This window comes from Mesorhizobium sp. WSM4807, from assembly GCF_055811615.1.
Genome location: NZ_JBVVQY010000013.1, coordinates 71,052 through 85,369 on the forward strand (window position 1 = coordinate 71,052; position 14,318 = coordinate 85,369).

Annotated in this window: 13 protein-coding genes; 3 read left to right on the top strand and 10 right to left on the bottom strand. The window is 64.4% G+C overall.

The features are described 5' to 3' along the window. Positions 1 to 17: 17 nt before the first annotated feature. The 4 genes from AC0L3N_RS18385 to hisS all read right to left on the bottom strand — a co-directional run bounded on the left by AC0L3N_RS18385 (position 18) and on the right by hisS (position 5,616). The gene (locus tag AC0L3N_RS18385) at positions 18 to 1,790 is read right to left on the bottom strand and encodes an AMP-binding protein (protein WP_473548945.1); all 1,773 of its coding nucleotides are present in this window, start codon (positions 1,788 to 1,790) and stop codon (positions 18 to 20) included. Between the two features lie 197 nt (positions 1,791 to 1,987). Continuing rightward, positions 1,988 to 2,689 carry an ATP phosphoribosyltransferase gene (gene hisG / locus AC0L3N_RS18390; RefSeq protein ID WP_473548947.1) on the bottom strand — a complete coding sequence of 234 codons (702 nt, stop codon included), beginning with the start codon at positions 2,687 to 2,689 and terminating at the stop codon, positions 1,988 to 1,990. Then, entirely contained in the window at positions 2,686 to 3,807 is a 1,122-nt protein-coding gene (locus tag AC0L3N_RS18395; protein WP_473548949.1) for an ATP phosphoribosyltransferase regulatory subunit, read from the bottom strand. The genes hisG and AC0L3N_RS18395 overlap by 4 nt, the downstream gene beginning before the upstream one ends. 279 nt (positions 3,808 to 4,086) lie before the next feature. Next, complete coding sequence (gene hisS / locus AC0L3N_RS18400; RefSeq protein ID WP_473548950.1) at positions 4,087 to 5,616, bottom strand: histidine--tRNA ligase; 1,530 nt, start codon at positions 5,614 to 5,616, stop codon at positions 4,087 to 4,089. 336 nt (positions 5,617 to 5,952) lie between these two features. Here hisS and AC0L3N_RS18405 point away from each other — a divergent pair, with 336 nt between their 5' ends. After that, positions 5,953 to 6,204, top strand: coding sequence for a hypothetical protein (locus tag AC0L3N_RS18405; RefSeq protein WP_123146737.1), 252 nt, complete (start codon positions 5,953 to 5,955; stop codon positions 6,202 to 6,204). A gap of 52 nt (positions 6,205 to 6,256) precedes the next feature. On the opposite strand, the gene AC0L3N_RS18410 is transcribed toward AC0L3N_RS18405, so the two are convergent. After that, on the bottom strand, positions 6,257 to 6,892 hold the full coding sequence (locus AC0L3N_RS18410) for a DNA-3-methyladenine glycosylase I (protein ID WP_473548951.1): 636 nt from the start codon (positions 6,890 to 6,892) through the stop codon (positions 6,257 to 6,259). 211 nt (positions 6,893 to 7,103) lie between these two features. Here AC0L3N_RS18410 and AC0L3N_RS18415 point away from each other — a divergent pair, with 211 nt between their 5' ends. Together AC0L3N_RS18415 and AC0L3N_RS18420 are read left to right on the top strand one after the other, a co-directional pair. After that, positions 7,104 to 7,850: a L,D-transpeptidase gene (locus AC0L3N_RS18415; RefSeq protein WP_473548953.1), complete on the top strand. Its 747-nt coding sequence runs from the start codon at positions 7,104 to 7,106 to the stop codon at positions 7,848 to 7,850. Between the two features lie 272 nt (positions 7,851 to 8,122). Beyond that, positions 8,123 to 9,043 carry a bifunctional 5,10-methylenetetrahydrofolate dehydrogenase/5,10-methenyltetrahydrofolate cyclohydrolase gene (locus AC0L3N_RS18420; protein WP_473548955.1) on the top strand — a complete coding sequence of 307 codons (921 nt, stop codon included), beginning with the start codon at positions 8,123 to 8,125 and terminating at the stop codon, positions 9,041 to 9,043. A 28-nt stretch (positions 9,044 to 9,071) separates the two neighbouring features. Here AC0L3N_RS18420 and glcF read toward each other — a convergent pair whose 3' ends face one another. The 5 genes from glcF to AC0L3N_RS18445 all read right to left on the bottom strand — a co-directional run bounded on the left by glcF (position 9,072) and on the right by AC0L3N_RS18445 (position 14,295). Further along, positions 9,072 to 10,403: a glycolate oxidase subunit GlcF gene (glcF, locus tag AC0L3N_RS18425; protein ID WP_123146733.1), complete on the bottom strand. Its 1,332-nt coding sequence runs from the start codon at positions 10,401 to 10,403 to the stop codon at positions 9,072 to 9,074. Positions 10,404 to 10,412: 9 nt separating this feature from the next. Next, complete coding sequence (locus AC0L3N_RS18430) at positions 10,413 to 10,814, bottom strand: DUF4870 family protein (protein WP_123146732.1); 402 nt, start codon at positions 10,812 to 10,814, stop codon at positions 10,413 to 10,415. After that, positions 10,811 to 12,067 (bottom strand): FAD-binding protein, encoded by a 1,257-nt coding sequence (locus tag AC0L3N_RS18435; protein WP_473548957.1) that lies wholly within the window; start codon positions 12,065 to 12,067, stop codon positions 10,811 to 10,813. The genes AC0L3N_RS18430 and AC0L3N_RS18435 overlap by 4 nt, the downstream gene beginning before the upstream one ends. Before the next feature lie 217 nt (positions 12,068 to 12,284). After that, complete coding sequence (locus tag AC0L3N_RS18440) at positions 12,285 to 12,680, bottom strand: endonuclease domain-containing protein (protein WP_473549014.1); 396 nt, start codon at positions 12,678 to 12,680, stop codon at positions 12,285 to 12,287. A 118-nt stretch (positions 12,681 to 12,798) separates the two neighbouring features. Beyond that, positions 12,799 to 14,295, bottom strand: coding sequence for an FAD-linked oxidase C-terminal domain-containing protein (locus tag AC0L3N_RS18445; RefSeq protein WP_473548958.1), 1,497 nt, complete (start codon positions 14,293 to 14,295; stop codon positions 12,799 to 12,801). Positions 14,296 to 14,318 lie beyond the last annotated feature (23 nt).

Consider the following 14,318-nt stretch of genomic DNA (forward strand, 5'->3'; position numbering starts at 1 on the left):
GGGAGCCCGTTGCCCGCTCAGGCGGTCTTCGGCGTCACCAGCCCCAGTTCGTAAACCATCGCCTCGCGCATGAGAAACTTCTGCGGCTTACCGGTCACCGTCATCGGCAATTCGGTGCGAAAGCGGATGTGGCGCGGGATCTTGTAATGGGCGATCTGGCCGGCGCAGAAGTCCTTGATCTCCTGCTCGGTGGCGATCTGGCCCGGCTTGAGCACGATCCACGCACAAAGCTCCTCGCCGTATTTCGGGTCGGGAATGCCGAAAACCTGCACTTCCCTGACCTTGGGGTGGCGGTAGAGAAACTCCTCAACCTCGCGCGGATAGACGTTCTCACCACCGCGGATGACCATGTCCTTGACCCGGCCGACAATGTTGCAATAGCCCTCCGCATCGATGGTGGCGAGGTCGCCGGTGTGCATCCAGCCGTCGGGATCGATCGCCTCGCGGGTTTTTTCCTCGTCGTCCCAATAGCCCTTCATCACCGAATAGCCGCGCGTGCAGAGTTCGCCCGGCGCGCCGACCGCAACGGTGGCGCCATCGGCATCGATCGCCTTGACCTCGACATGGGGGTGGACGCGGCCGACCGTCGAGACGCGCTTTTCCAACGGGTCGTCGACGCTGCTCTGGAACGACACCGGGCTGGTCTCGGTCATGCCATAGGCGATTGTCACCTCCGCCATGTGCATCAGCGACACCACCTTCTTCATCACCTCGATCGGGCACGGCGAGCCGGCCATGATGCCGGTGCGCAGGCTGGTGAGGTCGAAGGTGTCGAAATCCGGATGGTCGAGCAGGCCGACGAACATGGTCGGCACGCCGTAAAGGCCGGTGCAGTGCTCGCCCGCCACCGCCTCCAGCGTGGCGCCGGCATCAAACCCCTCGCCGGGGAAAACCATGGTCGCGCCCTTGGTGACGCAGCCGATCGTGCCCATTGACATGCCGAAGCAGTGATAGAGCGGCACCGGGATGCACAACCGGTCGTCGACGGTCAGCCTGATCGCCGAGGTGACGAAATTGCCGTTGTTGACGATGTTGTTGTGGGTCAGCGTCGCGCCCTTTGGCGCGCCTGTCGTGCCTGACGTGAACTGGATGTTGATGGCGTCGCCGGGCTTCAGCCCCTCGGAGATCCGGTCGAGGCTGTCATGCTCGTCGCGCCCGGCCATCGCCAGCACGTCGGCGAAATTGAACATGCCGGGCGAGTTCTCCTCGCCCATGCGGATGACGATTTTTAGCGCCGGCAACTTTTTCGCCTCAAGTTTGCCCGGTGTCGCAGTCGCGATCTCCGGCGCCAGCGTCTCGATCATGCCGGGATAGTCGGAGCTCTTGAATTTGACGGCCGTGACCAGCGCTCGGCAGCCGACCTTGTTCAGCGCATAATCCAGCTCGGTCAGCCGGTAGGCCGGGTTGATGTTGACCAGGATCAGGCCGATGCGCGCGGTGGCGAACTGCGTCACCAGCCATTCCCAGCGGTTGGGCGACCAGATGCCGACGCGGTCGCCTTTTGCCAGGCCAAGCGCCAGGAAGCCTGCGGCCAGCGCGTCCACCGTGTCTGAAAGTTCGCTCCAGGTGAAGCGCTTGTCCTGGTCGACAAAGACGGCGGCATCGAGCGTGCCGTATTTGCTGACGGTATCGGAAAGCAGTGCCGGGATGGTCTGCTGCAGCAGCGGCATGGTGCGCTCGCCCGACACATGCGCCCTGCCGTCGACCGGCGCGACGAACGTGGCGCCGTTGCGCAGGCGGCGGGCGCGCAGGTTGGTGGCATTCTTCAACTCGTCGAGATTGATCGGCATCGCCGTCTCCTCCGCAGGCGACCGAGTCTATCAGCCTGCCGGGGTGGTGGAAATCCCGTTGATGGTACTGGAGCGCGATCCCTCCCCCTTGAGGGGAGGGTGGACAGCCGCCGAAGGCGGATGGACGGGTGGGGTCGTTGCGGCAGTGCTCGACGTGAGACGACCCCACCCGCCTCGCTCCGCGAGGCACCCTCCCCTCAAGGAGGAAGGATTGCGTTCATTTTCGCGGCGATGTCGCGCAGGATTGCCTCGTCGGCCGCCGCACGCGTCTTCCTAGATGCAACTAGGCAGGCCTGCGAGCGCAGGATGACGCCGTCGGCGAGCACCTTCAGATGGTTGGCGCGCAGCGTCGAGCCTGACGTGGTGATGTCGACGACGACATCGGCCAATCCTGCCGCCGGCGCGCCTTCGGTGGCGCCCAGGCTCTCGACGATGCGATAGACCTGGATGCCGTGCTTTTGCGAAAAGAACTGCTGCGTCAGCCGCCAGTATTTGGTGGCGATCCTGAGCCGCCTGCCGTGGCGCTGGCGGAAATCGGCGGCGACATCGTCGAGATCGGCCATTGTGTCGACATCTAGCCAAATGTCGGGCACCGCCACCACGACATCGGCATCGCCGAAGCCGAGGCGGGCGACGATCTCCGCGCGCGCTTCCCAGTCGGCGAGGCTTTCGCGCAACAGATCCTCGCCGGTGATGCCGAGGTCGACCGAGCCCTGGCCGATCTCGCCTGATATTTCGGACGCCGACAGAAACGCCACCTCGACGCTCTCCACACCTTCGATGCGGGCGCGGTATTTACGCTCGTCGCCGGGCAGGCTGACGGCAAGCCCGGCTTTGGCCAGCACCTCCAGCGCCTGCTCCTTGAGCCGGCCCTTCGATGGGATCGCCAGCGTGATCATTGCGCGTTCTCCCGCAACGCTTCGATGCGGTCGAGCCAGACGGAAAAGCCGACGCCGGGGATCGGCGTTTTCGCGCCGAGCAGCGTCAGCAAGCGGTCATAGCGGCCGCCGCCGGCCAACGGCCGGTCGCCGTTTTCCGCCGCGATCTCGAAGACCAGGCCGGTGTAGTAATCGAGCGGGCGGCCGAAGGCGGCGTCGTAGCGGATTTTTGCCGTGGGCAGGCCAAGAGCTTCGATCGACTTTGCACGCGCGGAAAAATTGTCCAGCGCCGCACCCAGCGAAAGGCCGGCGCCGGCCGCGAAGATTTCGAGCGCTTTTGCCGCGCCGTCGAGCGCCACATCGATCGCCAGAAAATCCTTCAGCGCCGAAAACGCCGCTTTCGACAGCCTGACGCTGCGCAATTCGGCCTTCTCGATCAAGCGTCGCGCAATGTCGGCCGGCGAGCGCCCGGCAGACGCCGACAGACCCGCTTGCTCCATGCCGCCGGCGATGTGCGACGAAAGCCCTTCCAGATCGCCATCGAGGACAAGCGCGGCGACCGGGCCGGCGATCTGGCCATTGCGCGGCGGGTTGGCGAGGTCGGCAAGCGCTGCCTCCAGCATCGCCGCCGAACCGAAGGCGCGCGCCAGCCGCATACGCCAGCCGCGCGGCAGGCCGAGCGCGGCGAGCACCGCTTCGAATATAGTCTGGTCGCCGAGCGTGATCGCCAGTGCCTGGTCCGGCAGCACCAGCGAAAGCAGCGCATGCGCATCGGCCAGCGAACGGGCATCGGCGGCGGCCGTGTCGCTGTCGCCGAGATCCTCGATACCGGCCTGGAAGAACTCGTTGCCGCCCTCGCGGCGCTGGCGAAAGACCTCGCCGAGATAGGAATAACGGCGCGGCGTGCCGGCCTGGCTGGCGATGTGGTCGAGGCAGACCGGAATGGTGAACTCGGGCCGCAGGCAAAGCGTGAGGCCGGTCTCGTTTTCGGTGAGGAAAATGCGGCGGCGCAGATCCTCTCCCGCCATGTCGAGGAATGGCTCGGCCGGCTGCAGCACCGCCACCTCGACCGCATGCGTGTTTCGCGCGGCGAAGAGCTTGGCGATGTCTGATGCGATGGCGGGGTAGCGGGATGTCATAGGGCGTCACCTTCCCTTCTCCCCTTGTGGGAGAAGGTGGATTGGCGCGAAGCGCCAAGACGGATGAGGGGTGCTGGACGGAGTGCGGAGGTTGGCGTTCTATGGCGCCCCCCTCTGTCCTGCCGGACATCTCCCCCACTTGGGGGGAGATCGGCAGCTTCAATGGCAGCTCCAGCCTTCCAGCGTCGGTGATTGGCGAAAACGGTGACGACGGCCGATCTCCCCCCGTGTGGGGGAGATGTCCGGCAGGACAGAGGGGGGCGCGACGAAACGCGACCTCTACTTGCCACGCGCCCGCTCCTCCGCCTGCGCGGCAAGTACCTTCCTCACCTCGGCGACCAGCTCGCTTTCCGCCACCGTCACCTGCGCCGGTCGCGCGGCGCGCCATTCGGCGTTGTCCACAATCTCGGCCGACATGCGCGCGCCTTCGATCAGGTCCTTGATCTGCACCTCGCCCTTGGCGCGCTCGTCGCCGCCCTGGATGATGGCGACCGGGCTGCCGCGGCGGTCGGCATATTTGAGCTGCGCCTTCATGCCGGCGCCGCCGAGATACATTTCGGAGCGGATGCCGGCGGCACGCAGCTCGGCCACCATCTTCTGGTAGCGGCCGAGGCTTTCCGTGTCCTTGTCCATGGTGAGCACGACGACCGGGGCGACGACATCCGACATGTCGAGCTTGCCGAGGTTCTTCAGCGCCGTCATCAGGCGTGAGACGCCGATGGAAAAGCCGGTCGCCGGCACCGGCTCGCCGCGGAAGCGCGAGACAAGGCCGTCATAACGGCCACCACCGCCGACCGAACCGAAGCGCACGATTTTTCCCTCTTCATTGGGGATCTCGGCCAGGAGCTCGGCTTCGTAGACCGGACCGGTGTAATATTCGAGGCCACGAACGACCGAGGGGTCGATGCGAATGCGGTCCGGACCATAGCCGGCAGCTAGGACAAGCGCTTCAATCTCTTTGAGTTCAGCAAATCCCGCTTCGGCCGTGGGGTTGGCCTCAAGTGCCCCGTTCCATTTCCCTACATGGTTTTTGAGCCCAGCCTCAACGTGTTGGCTATGAAGAATGACGGCGACAACGAACTCTGCTTGAACCTCGTCCAGTCCAGCACCCTTGGTGAAATCCCCCTCGCCTTCCTTACCGCCGTCCCAACGACCTTCGCCCAGCAAAAGCTTGACGCCTTCCGGACCAAACTTATCCAGCTTGTCGATAGCCCTCAGCACCTGCAGCCGGCGGCCGACGTTCTCGTCGCCACCGAGGCCAATCGCCTCGAGCACGCCGTCGAGCACCTTGCGGTTGTTGACCCGGATGACGTAGTCGCCGCGCTTGATGCCGAGCGCTTCCATCACGTCGGCCATCATCATCGCCATCTCGGCGTCGGCGGCAACGCCCGGCGTGCCCACAGTATCGGCGTCGAACTGCATGAACTGGCGGAAGCGACCGGGGCCGGGCTTCTCGTTGCGAAACACCCAGCCGGAGCGGTAGCTGCGATAGGGTTTCGGCAGGCGCTCGTAATTCTCGGCGACGAAGCGCGCCATCGGCGCAGTCAAATCGTAGCGCAGCGACAGCCACTGGTCGTCGTCGTCCTGGAACGAGAATACGCCCTCGTTCGGCCGATCCTGATCGGGCAGGAATTTGCCCAGCGCATCGGTGTATTCGATCAGCGGCTGGTCGACCGGCTCGAAGCCGTAAAGCTCATAGACCGCGCGGATCGTCGCCATCATCTTCTCGACGGCGCGGATGTCGTCGGCGCCGCGGTCGACAAGCCCGCGCGGCAGCCGCGCTTTCATCTTTTCCGATTTGTCGGCCATGGCATGGGTCTTTTTGCTAAGTAAAAACTGACTTATTTCGAGTGGGCGTGTCCTAACCGATGGGACTTGGCGCGGCAAGGGTTTGCCGCCTGTCTCTCCCCGTGTGGAAGAAGGTGCCCGAGCCCACGGGTCTTGCCTTCGGCAAGCCCGAGGACAGGCTCCGCTTGGCATCGACCGCGCTCCGTCCAACACCCCTCAACCGTCTCGGCGCTACGCGCCGATCCACCTTCTCCCACAAGGGGAGAAGGAAAAAGCTGAAACAATTCCGCCATAAGCGCGGCATCGTGCCGACACAATCGCAGCCGATAAAGCGCGCCGAAACAAGGGGTTCGGGCCATGACCACGGCACGGAAATTCGACATTATCGACAGCGGCGCCCGCGAGCTGCCCCGGCTGCGGCCGGCCGATCATCATGCACCGAGACCTGCAGCCCAAATGGCGGGACCATTCGAGGTTGCCGCAGACAAGCGTACGGGACCGACCATGCGCGATGCGCTGATAACTGGCCTGCTGGTCATCTATCCGGCCTTCGCCACGTTGGCAGCCATCGTCGCCGGGCTCTTTCTGGCCGGCGCCGGCGGCGTTTGAGTTTTTGAGCGCCCCTTGCCTTCTCCCCGTGTGGGAAAAGGCAAGAAGGATGCTACTTCGGCCGCTTGAACGCCTTGCGCTCCGCCTCGACCTGCTCACGGCAGACGCAACCCTCGAGATGGTCATTGACCAGCCCCATGGCCTGCATGAAGGCGTAGACGGTGGTCGGGCCGACAAAGCTCCAGCCGCGCTTCTTCAGCTCCTTGGAAATGCGCACCGAGACCGCCGTGGTCGGGTTGGCGCGCAGATGGGCGAGATCGACGATTTCGGGCCGTTCGTCCGGGCCGGGTTCGAACTTCCAGAACCAGGCCGCCAGTGAGCCGGCATCGTCGGCCAATTCACGCGCGCGCTTGGCGTTGTTGATGGTCGAGACGATCTTGCCGCGGTGGCGGATGATGCCGGCATTGCCGAGCAGGCGCTCGACATCCTCGTCGGTAAAGGCGGCGATCTTGTCGACATCGAAGCCGGCGAACGCCTCGCGGAAGTTCTCGCGCTTGCGCAATATGGTCAGCCAGGACAGGCCCGATTGAAAGCCTTCGAGACAGATCTTTTCGAACAGCCTGCGGTCGTCGGTGACCGGCCGGCCCCATTCATGATCGTGGTAGTGCAGATAATCCGGCAGATTGCCGTGCCAGAAGCAGCGCGCGATACCATCGGGGCCGGCGAGCAGGCCTGTCTTCTCATCCATGGCGGAATTCCATTCGTTAATGCGCCTCAGCGCTGCCTTTACCGCGGCTTTACCAGATTCCTGAACCGGCCGGTAACCACACCGAAAGCTTTACTGACAATGGAGCATTTTACGCATTCCGATTCATGTTTCGGTTGCTGCTCCGCGCCCAATGTCCGCGAACCGGGGACGCTTTTGCGCCCGGCGTGTTCGACGATCAAGGTGCGTTCCGATGAAGACATTTTTGTTCCCGCTGCTCGGCGCCGCAGCCGTGCTGGCCACTGCCGCTACATCCTCCAGCGCCAACGACCGCTATGCTGACAGGCCGCCGGTGATGGTGAGCCCCGACCTTTCGGCGCCCTGGGTGCTGCAGCTTGGCCGCGCGCCGGGCATCGTCCGCCAGAACCGGCAAGAGATGCAAAAGCCGCAGCGCCGTTCTCAACGGCAGGCGCAACCGGCTCAGCTGCACACGGCGGCGATGCAGGCGCCGGCCAAGAAGCGCCTGGTGGCGCGCCCGCAGATCGACCCGATCTACCTGCCGCAGGAAGTCGCCTATGACGGTCCGGAGAAGCCGGGCACGATCGTCATCGATACGAGGGAGAATTTCCTCTATCTGGTCGAGAACAACGGCAAGGCGCGGCGCTACGGCGTCGGCACCGGCAAGCCGGGCTTCGAATGGGCCGGCAAGCACAATATCTCGCAGAAGAAGGTCTGGCCCGAATGGCGACCTCCGGCGGTGATGATTTCGCGTGAGGCCGCCAAAGGCCGTTATCTGCCGACCTATGTCGCCGGCGGCGTCGAGAACCCGCTCGGCGCGCGCGCGCTCTATCTCGGCTCGACGCTCTACCGCATTCACGGCACCAACCAGCCCTGGACGATCGGCGGCGCCGTGTCGTCGGGCTGCATCCGCATGCGCAACGAGGACGTCGTCGACCTCTATGAACGGGTCAATGTTGGCACGACGGTTGTGGTGATGTAATCTGCAGTTGATCTTATTGCCGATTCTGTCCAGAAGACTCTGGATCATCGGATACGGGGGACGGGCCGTGTGGGGATGCGGTCAGTCACGAAAGGGCAGCGCGGTTTGCCGCGCTGCCCTTTTTGTTTCTGGGACACGATAGGATCAGGGTTGGCGGGATCAGGCTTGGCCGGTACGTCGCGCCAGAGGTATGGCGGTTCGCATTCTCGCTGCCATTCTCCTCGTTATTTTGCTATGTCGGCTGCAACGCTTCCAGACAAAGGCCTATCTCCATGTCCCTGTCCGATGACAACCGCTATCTCAGGGGCGGCCCGGTCGCCCAGCGCATCATCGCTGCCGTGCGCGAGGATGCAGCGGTCGCCACCGCCGAAGGTTTTCCGCCCAACCTGATATCGATCACCGTCGGCGACACAGCTGCAGTCGATGTCTACGTGCGCAACCAGCGCGCCAAGGCGGCATTGGCCGGTATCGGCTTCGAGGAAAGGCGGTTTGCCGCCGACATCACCGCCGGCGAACTCGAAGCGGCGATCCACGGCCTGAATGCCGATCCGCGCGTCACCGGTATCATCATCCAGCGGCCGGTGCCGGCGCATATCCCGATCAAGATCCTTCAGGCGGCGGTGCATCCGCTCAAGGATGTCGAGGGCATGCATCCGGCTTCGATCGGCAACATCGTCTATAACCAGCTCGACCTCGCGCCGTGCACGGCGGCAGCCTCGGTCGAACTGCTCAAGGAGACCGGTCTCGATCTGAAGGGGCTCGAGGTCGTCATCGTCGGTCACTCCGAGATCGTCGGCAAGCCGATCGCCTTCCTGCTGATGAGCGAGGGCGCGACGGTGACGGTCTGCCATCACATGACGCGCTCGGTGGCAGCGCATGCGCGCCGCGCCGACGCGCTGTTCGTCGCCGTCGGCAGGCCGCGGCTGATCAAGGCCGACATGGTCAAGCCTGGTGCAGCCGTCATCGACATCGGCATCAATGCCGAGACAGGACCGGACGGGGAGAGCCGCATCGTCGGCGACGTCGACGCCGAGAGCGTCAAGGAGGTGGCGTCATGGATCACGCCGGTGCCAGGCGGCGTCGGCCCCATCACCGTGGCGATCCTTTTGCGCAACACGATGGTAGCGCTCAGCCGGCAACGCGCGCGCTACCAAGCGACCTACGGGACGGCGGATAAGCTGGCGGCGGAATAAGACGGAGCGCTTCGCGAGCGTCAGTGAATCACTCCGCCGCCACGACTGCCCTTTTGTCCGGAACGCCGTCCGGCTTCGGGCCGCCATAGGCCCAGTCGAGCAGTTTTATCGTGTGCACCACCGGCAGCTTCGCAGCCGAGGCGATCTGGGTGATGCAGCCGATGTTGCCGGTGGCGACGATTTCAGCACCCGTCGCCTCGATATTCCTGACCTTGCGGTCACGCAGCTGAGCCGAAATCTCGGATTGCAGGATGTTGTAGGTGCCGGCCGAGCCGCAGCATAGATGCCCTTCGCGCGGCTCGCGCACGACGAAGCCGGCCTTGGCCAGAAGCTCCTTCGGCTGGCGGGTGATTTTTTGGCCGTGCTGCATCGAGCAGGCCGAGTGATAGGCGACGATCGTGCCGGGCTGGCGCACCGGCTCGGGCAGATCGATGCTTGCCAGATATTCGGTGATGTCCTTGGCCAGCGCCGACACGCGCGCCGCTTTTTCCGCATAGGCCGGATCGAGTCGCAGCATGAAGCCATAGTCCTTGATCGTAGTGCCGCACCCGGACGCGGTGATGACGATGGCATCCAACCCGCCCCGGTCGATCGCGCGTGTCCAGGCGTCGACATTGCGCCTCGCCGAGGCAAGCGCTGCCTCCTCGCGACCCATATGATGGACCAGCGCGCCGCAGCAGCCCTCGCCCTCGGGCACCACGACCTCGACGCCGAGCCGCGTCAGCAGGGCGATCGTCGTATCGTTGATGCCGGGATCGAGCACGGATTGTGCGCAGCCGGTGAGGATGGCGACGCGGCCGTTTTTTGTTGCGCCCTGCCCGGCATGGATGCCCGGAGAAGCCATTGGCGAGACCGCGGGAACCGACGCCGGAGCGAGCTTGAGCATCGCGCCAAGCGGCTTCAGCGCCGGGATCTTTTCGAACAGACCGGCGAATGGCTGCGCGAGCCTCGCCAGCTTGAGCGCAGCGCGAAAGCGCGAGGGATAAGGCAGGACCAAGGCCAGCATGGCGCGCGTCAGCCGATCGGGCAGCGGGCGCCTGTAGGTTTCCTCGATATGGGCGCGGGCATGGTCGACCAGATGCATGTAGTTGACGCCAGACGGGCAGGTGGTCATGCAGGCGAGGCAGGACAGGCAACGGTCGATATGGGTGACGATCTCCTTGTCGGCGGGGCGGCCGTTCTCCAGCATGTCCTTGATCAGGTAGATCCGCCCGCGCGGCGAATCCAGCTCGTTGCCTAGTGTCACATAGGTCGGACAGGTGGCCGTGCAGAAGCCGCAATGCACGCATTTGCGCAGGATCTTTTCCGATTCCGCGACATGCGGATCGGCAAGCTGGGCAGCTGAGAAATTGGTCTGCACGCAAAAAACCTATAATCCGAGGAACCAACTTTCCGGGTCTTTGACCGGCTCGCCACGCTGCAGCGCCTGCAGGCCGAGAATGCAGCGGGCGATGAACCACACGGCGACGGCGAACATCAGCACGAAGCCTATCGCCACCATCATCAGCCCAGCCGAGATCAGCGCATAGAGCAGACCGATCCAGAAGGTGCGGATCAGGAATGTGTAGTGGCTCTCGACGAAGCCGCCAGCCTTGCCGCGGTTGATATAGGCCAGAACGATGCCGACAATACCGGTGACGCCGATGACGAGGCTGGCGAGATAAAGGATGTAGATGACCAGTGCGTTGGTCGAACCCGGCTCCAGCCAGCGGTCGGTCTGGCGCGGTGCGGGCTTATTTGAATCAACCGGGCCTGGATTGGTGTCGCTCATGATGCTGCTCCCTCGGTTGCCGGGCCAAGAGTAGCAGAGCCTGCAGCCGGCGCCATACGGCCGGGATTGAGGATATTCTTGGGATCGAATTCGGCTTTGAGCCTGGCCGACAATGCTGCCAGCTGCGGCACCTGCGGCTCGAACACCGGCACAGCTGCGCGATGCGAGGGGGCGGCGCGCACCAGCGTCGCATGGCCGCCGCCATACTGTCTCACCAGTCCGCGCAGAAGATCGGCTTCGGGATCGCCATGCTCCATTCGCAGCCAGATCAGTCCGCCCTGCCAGTCATAGAAGGCATCGACCGCCGCCTGCATGCGCAGCGCCAGCACCATCTGGTGGCCTTGCGCCGGCGCCATCGACACGCGCCACACCGGCTTTTCCAGGCCGTCGGCAAACGGCGCGCAATCGCGGACATCGCGCCAGACGGAGCGCGAGATCTCGCCCGAAATTTCCTCGAGCGGGCCGGCATTTCCGAGCAGATCTTTCAGCGTGGCGATGCGGTAGGCGACCGACGGCCCGAACCCCTCGACGCGCAGCAGCGTCGCCGCCGCGCTGCCGAGACTGCCGCCGGCGACCCGTGCGGCAACGCGTTCGGGAAGATGGGCAGCACTCGACACTTCGGCGCTGGAGCCGAGCGCCAGCGCCATGGCGGCGGCGGCGTGATCGTCAAGCAGGCCGCGCAAAGCCAGCGTGACTTCGGTCTCGGCTGACGGCAGCACCTTGAAGGTGACGTCGGTGAGGACGGCAAGCGTGCCCCAGCTGTTGGCCATGAGCTTGGAGAGGTCGTAGCCGGTGACGTTCTTGACCACGCGACCGCCCGACTTGAACGCCTCGCCCCGACCCGAAACCGCTGCTATGCCGAGAATATGGTCGCGCGCCGCCCCGGCCTTCAGCCGGCGCGGGCCGCAAAGGTTCGCGGCCAGCACGCCGCCGATCGTGCCTTTTCCCTTTTCGCCGCCGAGCAGCGGGCCATAGTCCAGCGGTTCGAAGGCAAGCTGCTGACCGTTTTCGGCAAGTAATTTTTCAATCTCGGCAAGCGGCGTGCCGGCCTTCGCCGACAGCACCAGTTCGGCCGGCTCGTAGAGTGTCACGCCTGACAGTTTCGACAGGTCGAGCGTGTGTTCGGTCTGCAGCGGACGGCCGATGCCGCGCTTGGAGCCATGGCCGATGATTTCGAGCGGCGATTCTTCCGCGGCAGCCCAGGCGACGGTGGCGAGGGTTTCGGCGGCGCTGGAGGGGGTGAAGGTGGTCATGGCCGTCCTGGGCGCACATCGGCCGCAGACCCCCTCTCCGTCTCGGGCTTTGCCCGAGCCACCTCTCCCCCGCTTTGCGGGGGCGAGGAACCTTCATTTTGATACGCCGTCGTCTCAAAAGCCCCGAACGCCCGGGAATGAGGTAGCAGAACTTGGGTTCCTCGCCCCCACAGAGTGGGGGAGAGGTGGTTTGCGAAGCAAACCGGAGAGGGGGCAATCATAGAGCGCCACCTCCAACCTTCTTGGCCGCAAAAACGAAGCGCAGGTCTGGGGCAGCCACGTCTTCGGCTAATCGCCCTTCCAGTGTCGCGAGAATGGTGTCGCAAACGCTCCTCGATTTTTTCAGAACGTCGACGTTCCAGAACCGCATCACCGAGAACCCTTCACCACGCATGAATTCATCACGTCGTCTGTCGTAAGAATTCTCGGCATGTTGGTTTCCGTCCAGCTCAACGACCAGCCTTTCGCTCCGGCACGCAAAGTCGGCAAAGTATGGCCCAATCGGCATCTGACGCACGAATTTGTACCTGCCTAGCCTTCTGGCCTTCAGTTCGTTCCAGAGGGTCGCTTCCGCCAGATTATCGCCGCGCCGAAGCGCACGGGCGCGTGTGATCTTTTCCGGTGAACGCCGGCTCGGCGCATCGGTCGCCCCCCTCTCCGTCTCGGGCTCGCCCGAGCCACCTCTCCCCCGCTTTGCGGGGGCGAGGAACCGCCATTCTGCGACGCTACCATCAAAACCTCGGAATGTCCGGAAACGCCGTCTGGCCGCGATGCACGTGCATGCGTCCGAGCTCGGCGCAACGGCGCAGCTGCGGAAACACCTTGCCCGGGTTGAGCAGATGGTTGGGGTCGAAAGCGCATTTGACCCGCATCTGCTGGTCGAGGTCGATCTGGTTGAACATGTCCGGCATCAGGTCGCGCTTCTCCACCCCCACGCCGTGCTCGCCGGTCAGCACGCCGCCGACCTTGACGCAGAGCCGCAGGATGTCGGCGCCGAAACTCTCCGCCTTGTCGAGTTCGCCCGGCACATTGGCGTCATAGAGGATGAGCGGATGCAGATTGCCGTCGCCGGCATGGAAGACATTGGCGACGCCGAGCCCGTATTTTTCGGAGAGTTCGCGCATGCCGTGCAGGACGCGCGGCAGTTCTTTGCGCGGAATGGTGCCGTCCATGCAGTAATAGTCTGGCGAAATGCGGCCGACCGCCGGAAAGGCAGCCTTGCGGCCGGCCCAAAAACTCAGCCGCTCCTGCTCAGATTGCGATACTCGGCAGGTCGTCGAGCCGTTCTTGTGGGCGATGGCTTCGACAAGGCCGATCAAATGATCGACCTCGACGCCCGGCCCGTCCAGCTCGACGATCAGCAGCGCCTCGACATCCAAGGGATAACCGGCATGGACGAAATCCTCGGCCGCGTGGATCGCCGGGCGGTCCATCATCTCCATGCCGCCCGGGATGATGCCGGCGCCGATGATGTCGGCGACGCATTGACCGCCCTGCTCGCTGGTCGGGAAGCCGATCAGCAGCGCGCGCGCCGTCTCCGGCTTCTTCAGTATCCGCACGGTGACCTCGGTGACGACGCCGAGAAGCCCTTCGGAACCGGTCATCACCCCGAGCAGGTCGTAGCCTTCCGCGTCGAGATGCTTGCCGCCGAGCCGCACCACCTCGCCGTTCATCAGCACCATCTCGATGCCGAGCACATTATTGGCGGTGAGGCCGTATTTCAGGCAATGCACGCCGCCGGAATTCTCCGCGACATTGCCGCCGATCGAGCAGGCGATTTGGGAGGATGGATCGGGGGCGTAATAAAAGCCCTCCTGCTCGACGGCGGTGGTGATGCCGAGATTGGTGACGCCCGGCTGGGCGACGACGATGCGGTTGGGAAAATCGATCTCGAGAATGCGGTTGAACCTGCTCATCACCAGCAGCACGGCGTCTTCCAGCGGCAGCGCGCCGCCGGACAGCGAGGTGCCGGAACCGCGCGGCACAACGCGGATGTTACGGTCGTTGCAATATTTCAGCACGCGCGAGACCTGCACCACCGTTTCGGGCAGCACCACGACCAGCGGCAATTGCCGATAGGCGGTGAGGCCGTCGCTCTCGAAGGCGCGCATCGAATTGGCAGCGTCGACGACGCCTTCGCCCGGCACGATGATGCGCATATCGGCGACGATCTCGTCGCGCCGGCGCATCGTGGCGTCGTCTGGCTTCGGCATCAGCAGGCCGGACATCAACAGTCTCCTTCGATCGACTG